The organism is Brevundimonas sp. NPDC090276, from assembly GCF_044772165.1.
Lineage (GTDB): Bacteria > Pseudomonadota > Alphaproteobacteria > Caulobacterales > Caulobacteraceae > Brevundimonas.
In genome coordinates, this window is sequence record NZ_JBIVYK010000003.1 from 43,176 (window position 1) to 60,245 (window position 17,070).

General features: G+C 66.5%; 15 protein-coding genes. 4 read left to right on the forward strand and 11 right to left on the reverse strand.

Annotated elements, in window-relative coordinates:
• Positions 1-7: 7 nt before the first annotated feature.
• Positions 8-511, reverse strand: coding sequence for a YbjN domain-containing protein (locus ACIQTU_RS12040; RefSeq protein ID WP_400547251.1), 504 nt, complete (start codon positions 509-511; stop codon positions 8-10).
• 76 nt (positions 512-587) lie between these two features.
• A complete protein-coding gene (locus tag ACIQTU_RS12045) occupies positions 588-875 on the reverse strand; it encodes an accessory factor UbiK family protein (RefSeq protein WP_400547254.1) in 288 nt (95 codons plus the stop codon).
• Between the two features lie 174 nt (positions 876-1,049).
• Here ACIQTU_RS12045 and lgt point away from each other — a divergent pair, with 174 nt between their 5' ends.
• Genes lgt through pgeF form a run of 4 tightly spaced genes read left to right on the forward strand, consistent with a single transcriptional unit; the run spans position 1,050 to position 4,048 of the window.
• Entirely contained in the window at positions 1,050-1,922 is an 873-nt protein-coding gene (gene lgt / locus ACIQTU_RS12050; protein WP_400547257.1) for a prolipoprotein diacylglyceryl transferase, read from the forward strand.
• A gap of 6 nt (positions 1,923-1,928) precedes the next feature.
• Entirely contained in the window at positions 1,929-3,002 is a 1,074-nt protein-coding gene (locus ACIQTU_RS12055; RefSeq protein ID WP_400547260.1) for a class I SAM-dependent methyltransferase, read from the forward strand.
• 33 nt (positions 3,003-3,035) lie between these two features.
• The gene (locus ACIQTU_RS12060; protein ID WP_400547263.1) at positions 3,036-3,281 is read left to right on the forward strand and encodes a helix-hairpin-helix domain-containing protein; all 246 of its coding nucleotides are present in this window, start codon (positions 3,036-3,038) and stop codon (positions 3,279-3,281) included.
• Positions 3,278-4,048 (forward strand): peptidoglycan editing factor PgeF, encoded by a 771-nt coding sequence (pgeF, locus tag ACIQTU_RS12065; protein WP_400547266.1) that lies wholly within the window; start codon positions 3,278-3,280, stop codon positions 4,046-4,048. The genes ACIQTU_RS12060 and pgeF overlap by 4 nt, the downstream gene beginning before the upstream one ends.
• Before the next feature lies 1 nt (position 4,049).
• Here pgeF and lpxC read toward each other — a convergent pair whose 3' ends face one another.
• From lpxC to murC, 9 genes are all read right to left on the reverse strand, one after another.
• Positions 4,050-4,949 (reverse strand): UDP-3-O-acyl-N-acetylglucosamine deacetylase, encoded by a 900-nt coding sequence (gene lpxC, locus ACIQTU_RS12070; protein WP_400547269.1) that lies wholly within the window; start codon positions 4,947-4,949, stop codon positions 4,050-4,052.
• A gap of 190 nt (positions 4,950-5,139) precedes the next feature.
• Positions 5,140-6,705 (reverse strand): cell division protein FtsZ, encoded by a 1,566-nt coding sequence (gene ftsZ, locus ACIQTU_RS12075; protein WP_400547272.1) that lies wholly within the window; start codon positions 6,703-6,705, stop codon positions 5,140-5,142.
• A 258-nt stretch (positions 6,706-6,963) separates the two neighbouring features.
• The gene (locus ACIQTU_RS12080; RefSeq protein ID WP_400547275.1) at positions 6,964-10,278 is read right to left on the reverse strand and encodes a TonB-dependent receptor domain-containing protein; all 3,315 of its coding nucleotides are present in this window, start codon (positions 10,276-10,278) and stop codon (positions 6,964-6,966) included.
• A gap of 465 nt (positions 10,279-10,743) precedes the next feature.
• On the reverse strand, positions 10,744-12,069 hold the full coding sequence (gene ftsA / locus ACIQTU_RS12085; RefSeq protein ID WP_105563928.1) for a cell division protein FtsA: 1,326 nt from the start codon (positions 12,067-12,069) through the stop codon (positions 10,744-10,746).
• A gap of 25 nt (positions 12,070-12,094) precedes the next feature.
• Positions 12,095-12,949 carry a cell division protein FtsQ/DivIB gene (locus ACIQTU_RS12090; protein WP_400547280.1) on the reverse strand — a complete coding sequence of 285 codons (855 nt, stop codon included), beginning with the start codon at positions 12,947-12,949 and terminating at the stop codon, positions 12,095-12,097.
• Complete coding sequence (locus ACIQTU_RS12095) at positions 12,937-13,872, reverse strand: D-alanine--D-alanine ligase (protein ID WP_400547283.1); 936 nt, start codon at positions 13,870-13,872, stop codon at positions 12,937-12,939. The genes ACIQTU_RS12090 and ACIQTU_RS12095 overlap by 13 nt, the downstream gene beginning before the upstream one ends.
• A gap of 247 nt (positions 13,873-14,119) precedes the next feature.
• On the reverse strand, positions 14,120-15,022 hold the full coding sequence (murB, locus tag ACIQTU_RS12100) for a UDP-N-acetylmuramate dehydrogenase (protein ID WP_400547286.1): 903 nt from the start codon (positions 15,020-15,022) through the stop codon (positions 14,120-14,122).
• Complete coding sequence (locus tag ACIQTU_RS12105) at positions 15,019-15,492, reverse strand: hypothetical protein (RefSeq protein WP_400547289.1); 474 nt, start codon at positions 15,490-15,492, stop codon at positions 15,019-15,021. Before ACIQTU_RS12105 ends, murB begins: the two co-directional genes overlap by 4 nt.
• Entirely contained in the window at positions 15,489-16,934 is a 1,446-nt protein-coding gene (murC, locus tag ACIQTU_RS12110; RefSeq protein WP_400547291.1) for a UDP-N-acetylmuramate--L-alanine ligase, read from the reverse strand. The genes ACIQTU_RS12105 and murC overlap by 4 nt, the downstream gene beginning before the upstream one ends.
• Between the last annotated feature and the right edge of the window lie 136 nt (positions 16,935-17,070).

A 17,070-nucleotide genomic window follows, 5' to 3' on the forward strand; every position in this document is an offset into this window, starting at 1 on the left:
GGCCATGTCAGGCGGTGCCCACGGTTTCGAACAGGCAGGCGTCAATGGCTTCCTGCGCCTTCTTGGAGCCGCGCACCATGAAGTCGAAGGCAGGGTAGTAGCGATCGGCGGCCTCGATGGCGGCGTCGATCATGGATGCGGCCTGGGCCAGGGTCGGGCGCTCGCTGTGCGGCAGGGCCAGCGAGTGACGGAAGACGATCTCGCCCTCGTCCGGCCAGACCTCGAAATGGCCCAGCCAGGTGCGCTGGTTGATCATCGACACCAGTTCATAGGCGGCGGCGCGCCGCGTCTTGATGACGCGCAGGTCCAGGGCGCAGCACAGCTGAAGGCAGTCGCCTTCGGGCCGCCAGGCGAACCACAGCTCATAGTCCTTCCAGTCGCCGGCCAGGGCGAAGGCGAGGTCGCCGTCGTCCGTGCGGTCGAACGGCAGGTTCTCCGCGTTGAGGACGTGCTCCACGACATCCAGGGGGTCGTAGGGGACGTCGACCTCTTCGGGTCGGGCTGCATCCATCAGGGATTCACATTCTTACTCAGGGGTCGCGACTCACGACCTGCAAACGAACGGTAAACGTGTTCGGAGATTCGGCTCAACCGGCTGTATCGGCGTCGGGCTTCGCGGCTGTGGACGTTCCACCAGCAGCCTTTTTACTGGGCGATTTCTGAGCCTTAAGCTCGGCGATTTCCGCACGCAGGGCGGCGATCTCGTCTTTCAGCACGTCGAACTCGTCGCGACGGACCAGATCCATCTCGGCGACGAAGCGATCGGTCTGCGCCCGCCATGCGGCCTTGGCCTCGTCGCCCGCAGCCTGAGCCAGACCCATGGCGCCGGTCGTCAGCTTGGCGAACTCGTCGAGGATCGGATTGCGCGTCTGCATGATGAAATCTCGCGTCTCTGCCACGCCAGTATATGGTTAATGGCGACTTAAATTGGGTGAACGAAACCTTTCCGTCCGAACCGGCTATAAACTGCTTCGCTGGAAAAGCGCGCGACGAATGCAGTCTCTCTTGCTAGATGTTTGGGGGTCCCAAACGGCGCTGACGGAGGCTCTGTGCCCTTCCCCGAATTCGACCCTGTCCTGATCCATCTCGGCCCCCTGCCCATCCGCTGGTACGCCCTGGCCTATGTCGCCGGGATCGTGCTGGGCTGGTGGTACGCCTCGCGTCTGGCCAAGACGGAACGGCTGTGGTCGCCCGGCAAGCCGCCGGTGACGGGACCGCAACTGGACGACCTGGTGCTGTGGATCACGCTGGGCGTCATCCTGGGCGGCCGTTTCGGCTACGCTCTCTTCTACAAGCCGTCGATGTTCGCGCAGTTGTTCACGGGCGACAGCTGGGGCGAGCGGCTGGAACTGCTGCAACTGTGGACCGGCGGCATGAGCTTCCACGGCGGCTTCCTGGGCGTGGTCATCGCCTTGGTGCTCTACGCCAACCGTCAGAAGATCAATCCGCTGAGCCTGGGCGACCTGATCGCCCCGGTCGCGCCGCTGGGCCTCTTCTTCGGCCGCATCGCCAACTTCATCAACGGTGAGCTGTGGGGCCGCGAGACGACGGTTCCCTGGGCCATCCGCTTCTGCAACGCCCGCATCGAGCAGATGTACGGCTTCTGCCCCGCCGGCAACGAACCGCGCCACCCCAGCCAGCTCTATGAGGCGGGTCTGGAGGGTCTGCTGCTGTTCGGCCTGCTGTCGCTGGCGATCTGGAAATGGCGGATGCTGAAGCGTCCGGGCTTCGTCACCGGCCTGTTCCTGCTGGGCTACGGCGTTTGCCGCGCCGCACTGGAGAACGTGCGTCAGCCTGACGTGGGTCTGGACAACCTGCCGCTGGGCCTGACCATGGGCATGATCCTGTCGATCCCGATGATGCTGGCCGGCGCCTGGCTGATCTGGCGCGCGCTGAACAAGCCGGTCGTCGCAGAGGCGTAAGAAGTCATGGCTGAGACCCTCAAGGACCGGCTGGTCCGCGAGATCGTACTGACCGGGCCGATGACGGTGGCGGACTATGTCACCCGCTGCCTGCATGATCCCAAGGGCGGCTACTACGCCACCCGCCCAGCGCTGGGCGAAGGCGGCGACTTCATCACCGCGCCTCTGGTCAGCCAGATGTTCGGCGAACTGATCGGCCTGTGGGCCGTCGAGACCTGGAGCCGTCTCGGCGCGCCCGAGCGGGTGCGGCTGGTCGAGGTCGGCCCGGGCGACGGGACGCTCATGTCCGACGTGCTGCGAGCGGCGCGGCTGGTCCCCGGCTTCCTGCAGGCCGTGGACCTGATCCTGATCGAGCCCAGCCCGCCCTTACGGGCCGAACAGGCGCGACGGCTGGCCGACGCCGACGTCCACCCCCGCTGGCTCAGCGCCCTGCATCAGATCGAAACCGACGCGCCGATCATCCTGATCGGCAACGAGGTGCTGGACTGCATGCCCGCGCGCCAGTTCATGAAGACCGAAGGCGGCTGGGCCGAGCGTCGGGTCGGCGTGACCGACGATAACGACCTGACCTTCGGCCTGGTGGCCATCTCCGGCAGCTTCGACCGGCCCGAGTACGATGTCGAGCCGGGCCAGGTGGTCGAGATTTCGGAACAGCAGGCGGCCTTCGCGCGTGATCTGGCGACCCTGGTCAAGGCGGCCACGGGCGCCGCCCTGCTGATCGACTATGGCCGCAGCCAGCCGGGTCCAGGCGACACCCTGCAGGGCCTGAGGCGGCACCAGAAGGTCGATCCCCTGGCGACGCCGGGCGAGGCCGACCTGACGCAGTGGGCCGACTATTCTCTGGTGCTGGAGGCTGCGGTGCGGACGGGGGCGGATGTCACCGGCTGCGTCAGCCAGGGCGCCTTCCTCAAGGCCCTGGGGATCGAAGCCCGCGCCCAGAAGTTGATGCAGGCCCGTCCCGACGCCGCCCCGGTCATCCAGCGCCAGCTGGATCGCCTGACCGCGCCCGACCAGATGGGCGAACTGTTCAAGGCGGCGGCGATCTTCTCGCCCCGCTCGCTGGCCCTGCCGGGCTTCTGAGGACTGCGGGCTGTCTCCGCAGGGAGTGTGACGATGCGTTTTTCCGACCGGGAACGGGCCATGCTTCTGGCCGTGAAGGGCGTCGGCCCCAAAGTGGTCGAACGGCTGGAGGAGCAGGGTCTTGGCGCCTTTGAGCGACTGGCGTTGGCCGATCCGGCCGACGTCTGCGCCGGAGCCGCCGCCAGCCTCGGCTCGACCTGCTGGAAGAACAGCCCTCAGGCCCGAAAGGCCATCGAAGACGCTGTCGCCGCTGCCCGCACCGCACTGGAGGCCGCATGAGTCTGAACCCCATCACCCACCCCCTGCTCGACAAGGCAGGGGTGCGCCACGGCTTCTTCACCCGCCAGGGCGGCGTGTCGGAGGACATCTACGCCGGGCTGAACGCGGGCGTCGGCTCCAAGGACGATCCCGCAGCCGTGGCCGAGAACCGCCGCCGCGTGGCCGAGTGGATGGGCGGGGTGAATGACGACCTGTGCGGCTGCTATCAGATCCATTCCGCCGTGGTCCGCGTGGCCGAGGCCGGATGGGCGGGCGAGCGGCCCGAGGGTGACGCCGTGGTCGCGGGCGTGAAGGGTCCGCTCCTCACCGTCCTGACCGCAGACTGCGCACCCGTCCTGTTCGCCGACGCTGAAGCGGGCGTGGTCGGCGCGGCCCATGCGGGCTGGAAGGGGGCGCTGGGCGGCATCGTTCACTCGACAGTGGCGGCCATGGAGGCCCTGGGCGCCAGGCCCGAGCGCATGGTCGCCGTGGTCGGCCCCTGCATCGCCCAAGCGTCCTATGAGGTCGGCGCCGACTATCAGGAACGCTTCGCGCACCACGACCCCGGCAGCGAACGCTTCTTCGCCCCGGGCGCGACTGAGGACAAACGCCTGTTCGACCTGCCGCGCTTCGTCCTGTGGCGACTGGAGCAATCCGGCGTCGGCGACGCCGCCTGGACCGGCGACGACACCCGCGCGGATGCGGCGCGGTTCTACTCGAACCGTCGGGCGTTCCTGGCGGGAGAGTCGGATTTCGGGCGGCTGATCAGCACGATCAGCCTGGGCTGAACTAGCCCGCCATCGCCATGTCAGGAACGCGGGTGGTTTCGCGCCAGGCCTCTGGCTGGGCCAGCAGGGCGCGGACCAGCTTGTTGTTCAGGGCGTGGCCGGCCTTGACGCCTTCGTAGCGGCCCAGCAGGGGCGCGCCGAGGACATAGAGGTCGCCGATCGCGTCCAGGGCCTTGTGGCGCACGAACTCGCGTTCCATGCGCAGGCCGCCGGGGTTCAGGATCTCGTCGCCGTCGATGACCACGGCGTTTTCCAGCGAACCGCCGCGGGCCAGACCGGCCTGACGCAGGGCCTCGACCTCATGGGCGAAGCCAAATGTGCGTGCGGCCATGATGTCAGCGCGGAAGGTCGCCTCGTCCACGACGAAGTCCACCACCTGATTGCCGATGACCGGCGTGGGGAAGTCGATCTCGAAGCGCATCTCGTAGCGGTCGCAGGGCAGCAGAACGGCGGACTTGTCGCCCTCCTCCACCCGGATCGGCTTGAGGATTTCGATGTAGCGGATCGGAGCTTCCTGACGGCGGAAACCGGCGCGGTCCAGCAGTTGCACGAACTGCAGGGCCGAGCCGTCCAGGATCGGCAGCTCGGGGCCATCGACCTCGATCACGGCGTTGGAGACGCCGAGCGCGCACAGGGCGGCCATCAGGTGCTCGATGGTCGACAGGCGCACGCCGGCCGCGTTCTCGATCATGGTGTTCAGGCGAGCGTCGATGACGGCCTCGCCCGAGACGGGGATGCGGTTGTCGCGGTCCGTGATGTCGGTGCGCACGAAGACGATGCCCGCGCCCGGCGCAGCCGGCCGCACGACCAACTTGACGCGCTGGCCGGTGTGAACGCCGACGCCAGCCGTGATGGCCGGAGCGACGATGGTCTGTTCGTGATGGTCGTTACGGACCGACAAGGGGGAGCTCTCTGTGTTGCGCGGCTCCGCGACAATCGTGCGGAGTTCGCCTCGCCTGTCGTTTAACCACGACCGCTCAAGCGCGAAATGAAAGATGGGTTTCGAAATGTTTCGGTCTGACGACAGTCCGTAACAAAGCAAAACGCCCCGGAGCCAAGCTCCGGGGCGTTTCAATCAGGCTTTCGTCCGATCAGTTCGCGAGGCGGCGAAGGAAGGACGGGATTTCCAGATCGTCGTCTTCAGCGTGACCGGCCTGGTAGTCCAGGGTCGGCTGGGCCGACTGGGACTGCCGCAGTTGCTGGGTCGTGCGGTTCGACGACGGCGGCGGTGCATAGGACGGCTGCTGCTGTTGCTGCTGCGGCTGCTGGCGCTTCTTGCCGAACAGGCTCCAGCCGCTGCGGCGGTGATCGCGATCGTAGTATTCTTCTTCAGCGACCGGCTCTTCGCGGCGCGGGGCCGGACGAGCTTGCGGCTGTTGCTGCTGGCCGCGGTCGAAGTAGAGATCGCCCTGCGAGGCGGCGACGGGTTCAGCGCGAACGGCGCCGGATTCGTATTCCTCGACCCACGGATCGACGATCGGCTCCAGATTGCGTGGCGCATCGTGGATGACGGGTTCGGGGCGCGGCTCGGGTGCGGCGCGGGCGGCCGGGGCGTCATAGACGGGGGCGGGCTCGGGCGCGCGGACCGGTTCGCGCACCGGCTCGATGCGGACTTCCGGCTGACGCGGCGCGGCGGCGGTCGGGCGACGGTCCGAGAAGGCCGAGCCTTGCGGCTCAATCTTCTGGATGACGGCCTCGTCCATGCCGGTGGCGACGACCGAGACGCGGATCTTGCCGTCCAGGGCCGGGTCGAAGGCGGCGCCGAAGATGATATTGGCGTCGCCGTCCACTTCGGCGGCGATGGCGTTGGCGGCCTCGTCGACTTCCAGCAGGGTCATGTCCAGACCGCCGGTGATGTTCACCAGCACGGCCTTGGCGCCCTTGAGGCTGGTCTCGTCCAGCAGGGGGTTGGCGATGGCGTTCTGGGCGGCCAGCAGCGCGCGATCGTCGCCCGTGGCCTCGCCCGTGCCCATCATCGCCTTGCCCATTTCGGACATGACGGCGCGAACGTCCGCGAAGTCGAGGTTGATCAGGCCCGGCAGGATCATCAGGTCGGTGATCGAACGGACGCCCGAGTGCAGCACCTGGTCGGCCATGCCGAAGGCGTCGGCGAAGGTCGTGCGCTCGTTGGCGACGCGGAACAGGTTCTGGTTCGGAATGACGATCAGGGTGTCGACGTAGCGTTGCAGCTCAGCGACGCCGGAGTCCGCCAGACGCATGCGGTGGCGGCCTTCAAAGGTGAAGGGCTTGGTCACGACGCCGACGGTCAGGATGCCGCGATCACGCGCGCACTTGGCGATGACGGGGGCCGCGCCGGTGCCGGTGCCGCCGCCCATGCCGCAGGTGATGAAGACCATGTGCGCGCCGTCCAGGTGCGCGTGGATCTCGTCAGCGCTCTCCTCGGCGGCGTTCATGCCGACTTCGGGGTGGGCGCCCGCGCCGAGCCCCTGGGTGATGGTCTCGCCCAGCTGGATGCGGCGGTCGGTTTTGGCGAAGCTCAGGTGCTGGGCGTCGGTGTTGGCGACGACGAACTCGACCCCTTCAAGGCCGGCGTCGATCATGTTGTTCACGGCGTTTCCGCCCGCGCCGCCGACGCCGAAGACGACGATCCGGGGCTTCAGTTCCGCGTTTTGAGGCTTCACCAGCGAGAGAGACATGATGCTTGTTCCGAACTTTCCGACCCTGCCCGTTAACCCCAGTGCGAAATCCCCGCCGAATCGCATTGGTTATGAGCGCGTTAAGGAAAACCCCTTTTGCGTTAACGGAGTGTTACCCCGGTACTATGAGTCGGCTGATTTAGGAGCCTGAAAGGCTAGCTTGGCTGCGGAATATCTTCATTTTTCCGAGATCCAGGCCGGAAACGAAAAAGGGCGGCTCTGCGAGCCGCCCTTTCCCTTTGCCGCTAACCGCGAGGATTAGAAGCGGTAGTTCACACCGGCGAAGTAACGACGGCCGTAGGCATCGTAGTTCGAGTAAACGGTGGTGCCCAGCCAAGGCGACTGCTCTTCGTCGAACAGGTTGACCACACCGGCGCGCAGGGTGACGTCGTCGTTGACGTTCCAGCGAACCGTGACGTCGTTGCGAACGAAGTTGCCGGTCTTGGTGTACTGAGCTTCGCGCGTGTCAGCGTTAGAGACGAACGAACGAGCAGTGATCAGGTCCTGCGAGCTCTGCCAGTCGGCGGTCCAGTTGATGCTCCAGATCGCGTTGGGCGTCCAGGTCAGGCCCGAGGTGAAGCGGACGTGCGGGTAGCCAACGTCGCTGGTCAGATCCACGTAGAACGACGGATCCAGCGAGTTCAGGAACTGCTTCTGCTCGATCAGGTAGGTACCGGCCAGCGAGTAGTCCAGGCGGCCCAGGTTCAGGCCGAAGGACTCTTCCAGATCCAGACGGTAACGAGCCGTGAAGTCGATGCCGCTCGTCTTCAGCTTGGCGTAGTTGAACGCCTGCTCGATGAAGCCGCCGATCGGATCGCCAGCCGGAGCGCCGATGCCGAACGGGATCTTCGGGTTGTTGCGGAAGATCGAGGCGCAGGCCTCATCGTTCAGCACCGTGCCGTTGACGCAGTTCGCCGACGCCGTGGCGGCGGAAACCGTGTTGATCACGTTCTCGATCTCGATGTTGAAGTAGTCGAGCGCGAGGGTGAAGTTCGGCATGAAGCGCGGCTTCAGGACGGCCGAGAAGGTGAACGAAGTCGACTCTTCCGGACGCAGGTTGCGGTTGCCGCCGCTGACGCCGGCGATGCCCGAGGAGTAGACCGGAGCATAGTCATCGTCTTGCGTCAGCGTGGCGCCGGCGAAGTCGAACGTCAGGTTCTGGCGAGCCGCCAGCTCGGTGCAGTTCTTGATGCGGTTCAGGCGGATTTGCGGATCCAGGCCAGCGGCGTTGATGGCCGAGGTGCGGCAGGCGTCGCCGCCCGAGCCCGCAACGCCGAAGCCGTTGCCGAACGTTTCGTTGTAGGGCGAGAACTGCTCGCCCAGGTCCGGAACGCGAACCGAGGAGTTGTAGCTGGCCTTGAAGGTGATGTCCGAGATCGGACGGTAGACCAGGTTCACGCCGTAGACGTCGACGCTGCCGACCGTCGAATAGTCGGCGTAGCGGTAGGAACCGCTCAGCTCGGCGTATTCGCCCAGGAAGCTGTCACGGAACAGCGGCAGCGAGAGTTCGCCGAAGAGTTCCTTGCTCTCGTAGCTGGTGCCGGGGAAGTCGGCGCCCGAGTTCAGGAACAGCCACTCGCGGCCAGCGGTATCGCGGCTACGACCGACGGCTTCCGTGAACTCCTTGCGGTATTCAGCGCCCAGAGCCACGCCGATGTTGCCGGCGCCCCACAGGTCCCACAGGTTGCCCGAGATCGTGGCCATGCCCTGGTGCTGTTCGTTGCGCTCGGTCACGGTGATGGCCGCGTCAACATACTCCAGAGCGGCGGCCGACTGGTTGCCCGCGCCGAAAACGTTCAGCGGCGTGCACTCGTCGATCGACTTGCGGCCGTAGGCGGTGCTGCCGACGTCCGTCAGGCCTTGCTTGTCCAGAACCTTGATGCGGCAGACGACTTGACCAGCGGCGCCAACGACGCCGGCGGTGTCGACGATCGCGTCAGCAGCCCAGGCGAAACGCTGGCTGTCAACGCCACGCTCACGGTTGCTGACTTCGACCTGACCGTAGGTGTAGCCGATATCCCAGGAGACATCCTTGACGAAAGCGATCTGATCCATGTCGCCACGGATGCCGCCGACAACGCGGAACAGCTCACGATCGTTGTCCTGGTTCCGGTCGGGACCGAACATCGAGTGACGGGCCAGCTGGGCCAGAACGGCCGGACGTGCGGTGCCCGGAGCGTTCGCGGTGGGCGCGTTGTAGGTGACCAGTTGGTTGGTCGAGATCGCGTCCTTGACGATCTGCGGCAGGAAGGCGTTGTCCGACCAGCGCAGGTCGAAGCTGTTCACTGCGTAGATCGGGTTAACTTCGTCGGCTTCGTACGAGTTGACCAGATCGATATCGAAGAAGGTCGGCTGGCCGGTATCGAAGGTGTTTTCCTTGATGTACTTGGCGTCGCCGTAGACCTTGACGCTGTCCGTCAGCTTGAACGAACCGCCAACGGCGTAGCGTTGCGATTCCGAGCGCGGAACGCGCGAGCCGGAGCTGAACGAGGCCGGGTTCACGCCGTCGCCGCCGTAGTTGTACGGACGGTTGATGCCGGTGTTGCCGATACGCTCGCCGAAGTTGGCCAGACGGGCGCCTGCCGGATCGTACCAGAAGGTCTTGCCGGGCGTCACGCCGTAGCAGTTCGAGCTGTACGAGAAGGCGAAGATGTTCGTGAAGTTACACGTGCCCGAACCCGAGGCGTGCGGGACGTCCGGATCGGTCGTCGGGCTGGGCTGCTGGGCGTTTGCCAGCGTCGTTTGACCCCACTTCGGGCGGTCAATACGGTTCATGCCCTTGAAGATCCGGTTGTCGGTCCAACCGTCGTAGGTCAGGCCGGCAGTGGTCGGATCGGCGTCAATGCCGATGATCGTCGGCGCCTGATCCATCCACTTGATGTCGTTCGACGTGACTTCGTCGATGTCTTCGTACTCGGCGTGCGCCCAGACGTTCAGACGGTCATCGAAGAAGTTGCCGCCGATGACGGCCGAAATGCGCTTGTTGAGCTCGCCGTTCGAGTTGATCTGACCCAGGTTGGCGTCGATCTCAGCGCCTTCGAAGTCGTCGCGCAGCTTGAAGTTCAGCACGCCCGACACGGCGTCAGCGCCGTAAACCGACGACGCGCCGCCGGTGACGATTTCAATGTTCTCGATCAGCAGACGCGGAATGGTGTCGACGTCGACAGCCAGCGAACCGCCGCTCGAGCCGACCTGACGACGGCCGTTGATCAGGGTCAGGGTGCGGCCCGAACCCAGGCTGCGCAGGTTCGGCAGCGACAGACCGCCGTCGTTCAGGTTCGAACCCGTCGTATCCGACGGAACGACCGAGTTACCCAGCGCGGGGATCGTGGCGAGGTAGTCGATGACCGTGGTCTGACCGGTGTTCAGCAGCTCTTCGCGAGCCACCTGGATCAGCGGGGTCGGGGCGTTCGTCGGATCGCGACGGATGCGCGAACCGGTGACGACGACTTCACCCACGTCCGTGGCCTGCTCTTGGCCCGACGGCGTCGATTGAGCAGCGGCCGGAGCCGACACGGCGATAATGCCCGCGAGGATGGTCGTCCCGAACAGATAGTTTCGTTTCAGGTGCATTTGGATTTTGGCCCCAACCTTGATTGAACTGCAGCACAGCGGAATCGCACAGGACGCCCGCATGTCAGACCGTCCCGTCTAATCGAAATTACCGAGCGGACAAGCTTTGTGACCCAAATCAGGCCATTGGGCGTCAAACATGTAACAATGAAGACACAGTCAGAACACACATGGCCAACGGCCGTTCGGGCAACCCAAATATTACCCGCATTTGACTTAAACTCGAAATTTATTGCTTGCATTGGCACAAAATTAGAAATTCATGCCGGATCGGGCGCGATCCATGTGCGGTTAAATACGCCCGAACTTTGACGCAGAACGGGCATGTTTTCGCACGCAGGGCTGGCCGATCCCTCGCAGTCTGCACAGCCGGATGCGGCCAAAGCCGCGCTGCGGGCGCGCGAAAGTCAGCCCGTCCTCGCGGACGGGCGCGCAAAGATGGGCGGGAGGACTGCGGCTCTTGGCCTAGAGGTTGTCGCGCAACCAGCCGGCGGCGCGGGCCACCATGCCGCCGCGGTGCACCTTGGGAGCGTCGGCGGCGGTGATCTGACGGGACATCAGCTTGCGGGCGGAGACCGCCTCGCGCGGGCCGTACGCGGCGCGCAGCAGGACGCCCGAGGCCGAGCAGAAGGCCGGGCCCGAAGCGGCGTCGGCCAGGTGGGGCGCGCGTTGCGGCTTGCCCAGGCGAACCGGGCGGTCGAAGACGCGCACGGCCAGTTCGCGCACGCCGTTCAGTTGGCTGGCGCCGCCGGTCAGGACGATGCCCGCGCCCGGGTCCATGCCGACACCGGCGTGCTTCAGCCGGTCGCGCAATAGTTCGAGGGTTTCCTCGACGCGCGGGGCGATGACGGTCTTCAGCATGGCGCGCGGGACGATGACGGGCCCGGCGGACGGGTCCTCGCCGCGCGGCGGGGCCTCCAGCATCTCGCGGTCCTCGTTGGCCGAAGCCATGGCGGAGCCGTGCAGGGTCTTCAGGCGTTCAGCGCCGACCTTGGAGGTCGACAGGCCGCGCGCAATGTCGGCGGTGACGTGATCGCCGCCGACGTTCAGACTTTCGATGTGCAGCAGGCTGCGGCCGCCCCAGACCGCCGCCGAGGTCGAGCCGCCGCCCATGTCGATGCAGACGCTGCCCAGCTCCATCTCGTCCTCCTCCAGCGCGGCGAGCGAGGAGACGACGGGGGCGGCGGCGACGCCTTGCAGGTCGAGGTGCGCCAGTTCGAGGCAGTGGCTGAGGGCGCCGAAAGAGCCTTCGGACATGGAGACGACCAGCAGATCCAGCCCCAGCGAACCGCCGCGCATTGAGCGCGGATCATGAACGCCGCGCGCCCCGTCCACCGACCAGGCGATGGGCAGGACGTGGATCGGACGGCGGTTGGGCAGGCGGATCTGGGCCAGGGCCATGCCGATGGCGCGGGCCAGGTCGCCGTCGCTGATCGGATGGGCGCCCAGCGAGACGCGGGCCTGGACCCGGTGGCTGGCCATCTGGCCGATGGCCGTGGTGACGATGACGCCGGAAACCGGCGAGCCGGCGGCGCGCTCGGCACGCTCAACCGCGTGACCGATGGCCTGGGCCGCCTCGTCCATGTTGACGATGGCCCCGCCGCGCACGCCACGCGACTGGACGTGGCTAGCGCCCGCGACGCGGATGGTGCGGTCGGCGTGGCGCACGCCCTCGGGCTTCATGATGAAGCAGGCGACCTTGGACTGGCCCAGGTCGAGCGCGGCCACGGCCGGAGCGCGCGGCGCGCCCTTGGCTTGATCCGTGTTCGTATCTCGGCTGCGTCCGGCCATGATGATCGTGTCCTGGGTATTCGTGTCAGACGGCGCCTTCGGAGGGCCGGACGGCGACCTCCTCGGGCGTGCGGAGATCGACCCGGGCAAAGCCCAGGTCGAGAAGGCGTTCGCGCTGGTCCAGCGCGTCGAGGCGGATCAGGGCGCTGTCCTGATCGACGGCGGGCAGTTGGATCAGGCTGCCGTCCTTGAGGCGCAGGTCCCAGCGGCGCTCGTCCACCCGGACCAGAGCCTCGATGCGGACCATCAGGCGCGGACGCTGGGCCAGAAGCGGCAGGATTTCAGACGCGGTCTGATCGGCGCCCTTGCCCACCACCAGCGGCAACTTGGGATAGCGGCCCGCGTCGGCGCCCGGAATGACCTTGCCGCCGCTGTCGATGACATAGGCGTGGCCGCCGGTCTGCCAGACGGCCAGACGGTCGTGTTCCTTGACGTCGACGATCAGGGTGTCGGGCAGCAGACGCACCACGCGCGCCTCCTTGACCCAGCCCACGGCCTGCACCCGGTCGCGCACGGCGCTCAGGTCGAGACTGACGATGGGCTGGTCGGCGCTGACGCCGACGGCCTGCTGGATCGCGGCCTTGGCCTCAGGCGAGGCGCCGGTGACGTGGACCTGCTTGACCTTCAGGCCCATGCCTGAGGTGACGCTGTCGAACTTGGTCGAAACCGAGTTGGAGATGCGCTCGGCGCGCGCCCCGGTGGCCAGAACCCCGCCCAGAACCACGACGCCCGCCACGATAGAGATCAGGACGGCGCGCGGCGACAGGTCCAGCCGACCGATGGCGGCGACCTTGCCCGGCGTGGCCGGAGCGTTGCGGGAGCCCTGCCCCCTGCCCTTCGTCGCGCCCTGTCGCCGACCGCCGCGCACTACCGCGGGCATGAGGCGTCCTCCACCATCCACCGAACCAGATCACGATACGCCATCCCGACATAGGCCGCCTGCTCGGGACTGAGCGAGGTCGGCGTCATGCCGGGCTGGGTGTTGACCTCCAGAAGAACGAGAACGTCGTTAACATCGTCATAACGGAAGTCGGATCGCGACACGCCGCGGCAGCCCATGGCCGTGTGGGCCAGTTCAGACTGACGCAGGGCCTTCTCGAAGACATGGGCGGGCAGTTCGGCAGGCAGGACGTGCTTGGAGCCGCCCGGCGCATACTTGGCCTCATAGTCGTAGAAGCCCTTGGTCGGGGTGATGTCGGTGACAGTCAGGGCGCGCGGGCCGCCGGCCTCGCCCAGGACAGTGACGGCCAGTTCCTTGCCCGCGATGAAGGGCTCGACCATGACCAGGTCGCCATAGGTCCAGCTGTCGTCGCCGACGATGGCGCAGGGCGCGTCGCCGGGCTGGATGACATAGACGCCGACCGAGGAGCCCTCGGCGTTGGGCTTGATGACATAGGGGGGCGGGATGACATGGTCCGCCGCCACCGCCTTGCGGTCGAACAGGCCCCCGCCGGGGACGACGACGCCCGCCGCGCGCAGCACGGCCTTGGACTTGTCCTTGTCCATGGCCAGGGCCGAGCCCAGGACGCCGGAGTGGGTGTAGGGGATTTTCAGCGTTTCCAGCACGCCCTGGACGCAGCCGTCCTCGCCCCATTCGCCGTGCAGGGCGTTGAAGACGACGTCGGGCTTCAGCGCCGTCAGCACCTGGGCCAGATCGCGTCCGGCGTCGACGCGCGTGACCTTGGCCACCTGCCCTTCCAGGGCGTCGGCGCAGCCGCGGCCGGAGGACAGCGAGACCTCGCGTTCCGACGACAGGCCGCCCATCAGGACAGCGACATGAAGGGTGTTCAGGGGCGCGCGCATGGGACGATCCGACTACTAGCCCGCCCCTATGCCCTGAATACGGTTAACCGGTTGGAAACGATAGCGGGACGGGAGGGGAATTTAGCGCCCTTTCTCCCTCCCCTTCATGGGGAGGGTGGTCGCGCAGCGATCGGGTGGGGAGGACGAGGTGAAACGGAGCGCGGCGCTTGATTTGCCCAAGCGCCCCACCCGTCTGCCGCTTCGCGTCAGCCACCCTCCCCATGAAGGGGAGGGAGAGGCGCGCGTTTTACTTCCTGCCGATGCGCTTGATTTCCCAGTCCAGCTGTACGCCGGTCTTGGCCAGGACGTCGGCGCGAACGGCTTCGCCCAGGGCTTCGATGTCGGCGGCGGTGGCTTCGCCCGGGTTGATCATGAAGTTGGAGTGCAGTTCGCTGAACTTGGCCCCTCCCCCGGTCTCGGCGCGCAGCTTGCCGCGCCAGCCGGCCTCGTCGACCAGCTTCCACGAGGAATGGCCTTCGGGGTTCTTGAAGGTCGAGCCGCCGGTCTTTTCGCGGATCGGCTGGGTCGTTTCGCGGCGGCTGGTGATCTCGTTGATGCGGGCGGCGACGGCCTCGGGCGCGTCGGGCGTGCCGCGATAGGTCGCTTCCATCCAGATGACGCCCGCCGGGGCGTTGGAATGGCGGTAGGTGTAGCCGAAGTCGGCCAACGCCAGCTCGATCCGCTGGCCCTGACGCGTCAGGCCCCAGGCGGAAACCAGAACGTCCTTCGTCTCCGAACCATAGCAGCCCGCGTTCATGGTCAGGGCGCCGCCGATGGTGCCGGGGATTCCGGCGTAGAACTCCAGTCCGGCGATGCCCGCCTTGGCCGAGGCCTTGGCCACCATCGAGTCCAGCGCGCCCGCGCCCGCCGTGATGGTGTCGCCGTCGGTCGTGATGGCGGCGAAGGCCCGTCCGGCCAGACGGATCACCACGCCCTCAACCCCGCCGTCGCGGACGATCAGGTTGGAGCCGACGCCGATGATCGTGACCGGCACGCTTTCCGGCAAGGCCTTCAGGAAGTCGGCCAGGTCGTCAGCGTCCGCCGGAATGAACAGGGCGTCCGCCGCCCCGCCGACGCGGAACCAGGTGTAAGGCCCCAGCGGCTCGTTCAGCAGCAGCTTGCCGCGCACGGTCGGGAGAGTGATGGTCAAGGGCAGCTCTCGTTGAAGAAGTGTTGGATTTCCAGCGCGCGCGCAGCATTCCGCTCGGCTTGCCGACAGCCCCATTCAGCATTGAGCTGGGCCATCAATCGAAGCTGGATCAGTCCGCTGTCGTTCTGGAGTTGCATGGCAGTTGCTCGCACCTCGCCAATCGAAGGCGTGCTGAAGTTCTGGGGCTCCATGACTGGCGCTTCGGACGATCGGTCCTCAACCGCCATGCGCTCTGTGATTTGCACAAACACCTGCTCCATAACGGCGTCCGCGTCAGCGCTCCGAGCAAGGACATCCGTCACGCCCTTCTCGCTATAGGTGAGCAAAAAGGCCCCGCCTTCCAGTTCGACCCGAAGCCCTCCTCGATCATGAGCGCCGTAATCGGGAAGCAATTCCGGCCTGGCCCCAATAACCCCGGCCAGCCGCTGCATCTCGGCGCAGAAATCAGGCAGCGACGGTGCGTCGATCAACCCAGGGCCTCAAGTTGCGCCGGCAGGGCGTAGGCCCAGCTGGTGATGTCGCCGGCGCCCAGCAGGACGACCAGATCGCCCGGCCTGGCCTCGTCCTTGATGACGCGCGGCAGAACGGCGGCGTTTTCCAGAGCGGCGACATTGCGGTGGCCGTAGCGGCGGATGCCCTCGGCCAAGGCGTGCTTGTCGACGCCCTCGATCGGCTGCTCGCCCGCCGAATAGACGTCGGCGACCAGAACGCTGTCGGCGTCGGCGAAGCAGGTCGAGAAGTCCTGCATCAGGTCGCGCAGGCGGGTGTAGCGATGCGGCTGGACCACGGCGATGACGCGGCCGGGGTTGTCGGCGGACTGGACCACCTGACGGGCGGCTTTCAGCACGGCGGCGATCTCGACCGGGTGGTGGCCGTAGTCGTCAATGACGCGCACGCCGCCGACCACGCCCGTGGTGGTGAAGCGACGCTTGACCCCGCCGAAGCCGGCCAGGCCCTGACGGATGGAGTCGTCGTCCACGCCCAGCTCGCGCGCCACGGCGATGGCGGCCAGCGAGTTCGACACATTGTGCCAGCCGGCCATGGGCAGATAGAGGCCCTCGATGCGGGTCGGTTCGTCCAGCGCGGCCAGACCCTGGCCCTGCACCACCACGTCGAAGCGCGAGCCGTCGGGCGACATCTGCACGTTCTCGGCGCGGACCATGGCCTGGGGGTTCAGGCCGTAGGTGACCAGACGACGGTTATCGATTTTGGCCGCCAGCTTCTGCACCTCGGGGTGGTCCAGGCAGACCACGCCGAAGCCGTAGAAGGGAATGTCTTCGATGAAGTCGCAGAAGGCCTTCTTGACGGCGTCGAAGTCGCCGTAGTGGTCCAGGTGTTCCGGGTCGATGTTGGTGATGACCGCGACCGTGCACTTCAGGCGCAGGAAGGAGCCGTCGCTCTCGTCGGCCTCGACCACGATCCAGTCGCCCTCGCCCACCTTGGCGTTGGTGCCGTAGGCGTTGATGATGCCGCCGTTGACCACCGTCGGGTCCAGCGAGCCGGCGTCCAGCAGGGCCGCGACCATCGAGGTCGTCGTCGTCTTGCCGTGGGTGCCGCCGACGCCGACCGAGAACTGCAGGCGCATCAGCTCGGCCAGCATCTCGGCGCGGCGGACCAGGGGAATGCGGCGCTCACGCGCCACGACCAGTTCCGGGTTCGTCGCCTTGACCGCCGTGGAATAGACCACCGCCGAGACACCCTCGGTCACATGGGCGGCGTCGTGGCCGATATAGATGCGGGCGCCCAGCTTCTCGAGCCGCTCCGTGTTGGCGCTGGCCTTGGCGTCCGAACCGGACACTTGATAGCCGATCTTCAGCATGATCTCGGCGATGCCGCTCATGCCGATGCCGCCGATGCCGACGAAGTGGACAGGCCCGAGGGCGAACGGAACGGGGCGAAGGCGTGCGATCATATGCGCGTCATAGCTCAGACGGGATGCGATTTGCACCATCTTTGCCAGCCAAAGGATTCTCTCGATCTGTCGGGATCTTAAGTTTGGTTACTCCGCCTTAACCGTAAGGATTCACCATAAGCGTCTCATCTGTCCG

What these genes read in the sequence shown, in the direction of transcription:
- ACIQTU_RS12045 (WP_400547254.1), bottom strand. Translation starts at nt 875, where the DNA reads ATGCAGACGCGCAATCCGATCCTCGACGAGTTCGCCAAGCTGACGACC.
- ftsZ (WP_400547272.1), bottom strand. Translation starts at nt 6,705, where the DNA reads ATGTCTCTCTCGCTGGTGAAGCCTCAAAACGCGGAACTGAAGCCCCGG.
- murC (WP_400547291.1), bottom strand. Translation starts at nt 16,934, where the DNA reads ATGATCGCACGCCTTCGCCCCGTTCCGTTCGCCCTCGGGCCTGTCCAC.
- ACIQTU_RS12095 (WP_400547283.1), bottom strand. Translation starts at nt 13,872, where the DNA reads ATGCGCGCGCCCCTGAACACCCTTCATGTCGCTGTCCTGATGGGCGGC.
- ACIQTU_RS12060 (WP_400547263.1), top strand. Translation starts at nt 3,036, where the DNA reads ATGCGTTTTTCCGACCGGGAACGGGCCATGCTTCTGGCCGTGAAGGGC.
- pgeF (WP_400547266.1), top strand. Translation starts at nt 3,278, where the DNA reads ATGAGTCTGAACCCCATCACCCACCCCCTGCTCGACAAGGCAGGGGTG.
- ACIQTU_RS12055 (WP_400547260.1), top strand. Translation starts at nt 1,929, where the DNA reads ATGGCTGAGACCCTCAAGGACCGGCTGGTCCGCGAGATCGTACTGACC.
- ACIQTU_RS12090 (WP_400547280.1), bottom strand. Translation starts at nt 12,949, where the DNA reads ATGCCCGCGGTAGTGCGCGGCGGTCGGCGACAGGGCGCGACGAAGGGC.
- ACIQTU_RS12080 (WP_400547275.1), bottom strand. Translation starts at nt 10,278, where the DNA reads ATGCACCTGAAACGAAACTATCTGTTCGGGACGACCATCCTCGCGGGC.
- ACIQTU_RS12040 (WP_400547251.1), bottom strand. Translation starts at nt 511, where the DNA reads ATGGATGCAGCCCGACCCGAAGAGGTCGACGTCCCCTACGACCCCCTG.
- ftsA (WP_105563928.1), bottom strand. Translation starts at nt 12,069, where the DNA reads ATGGCCGGACGCAGCCGAGATACGAACACGGATCAAGCCAAGGGCGCG.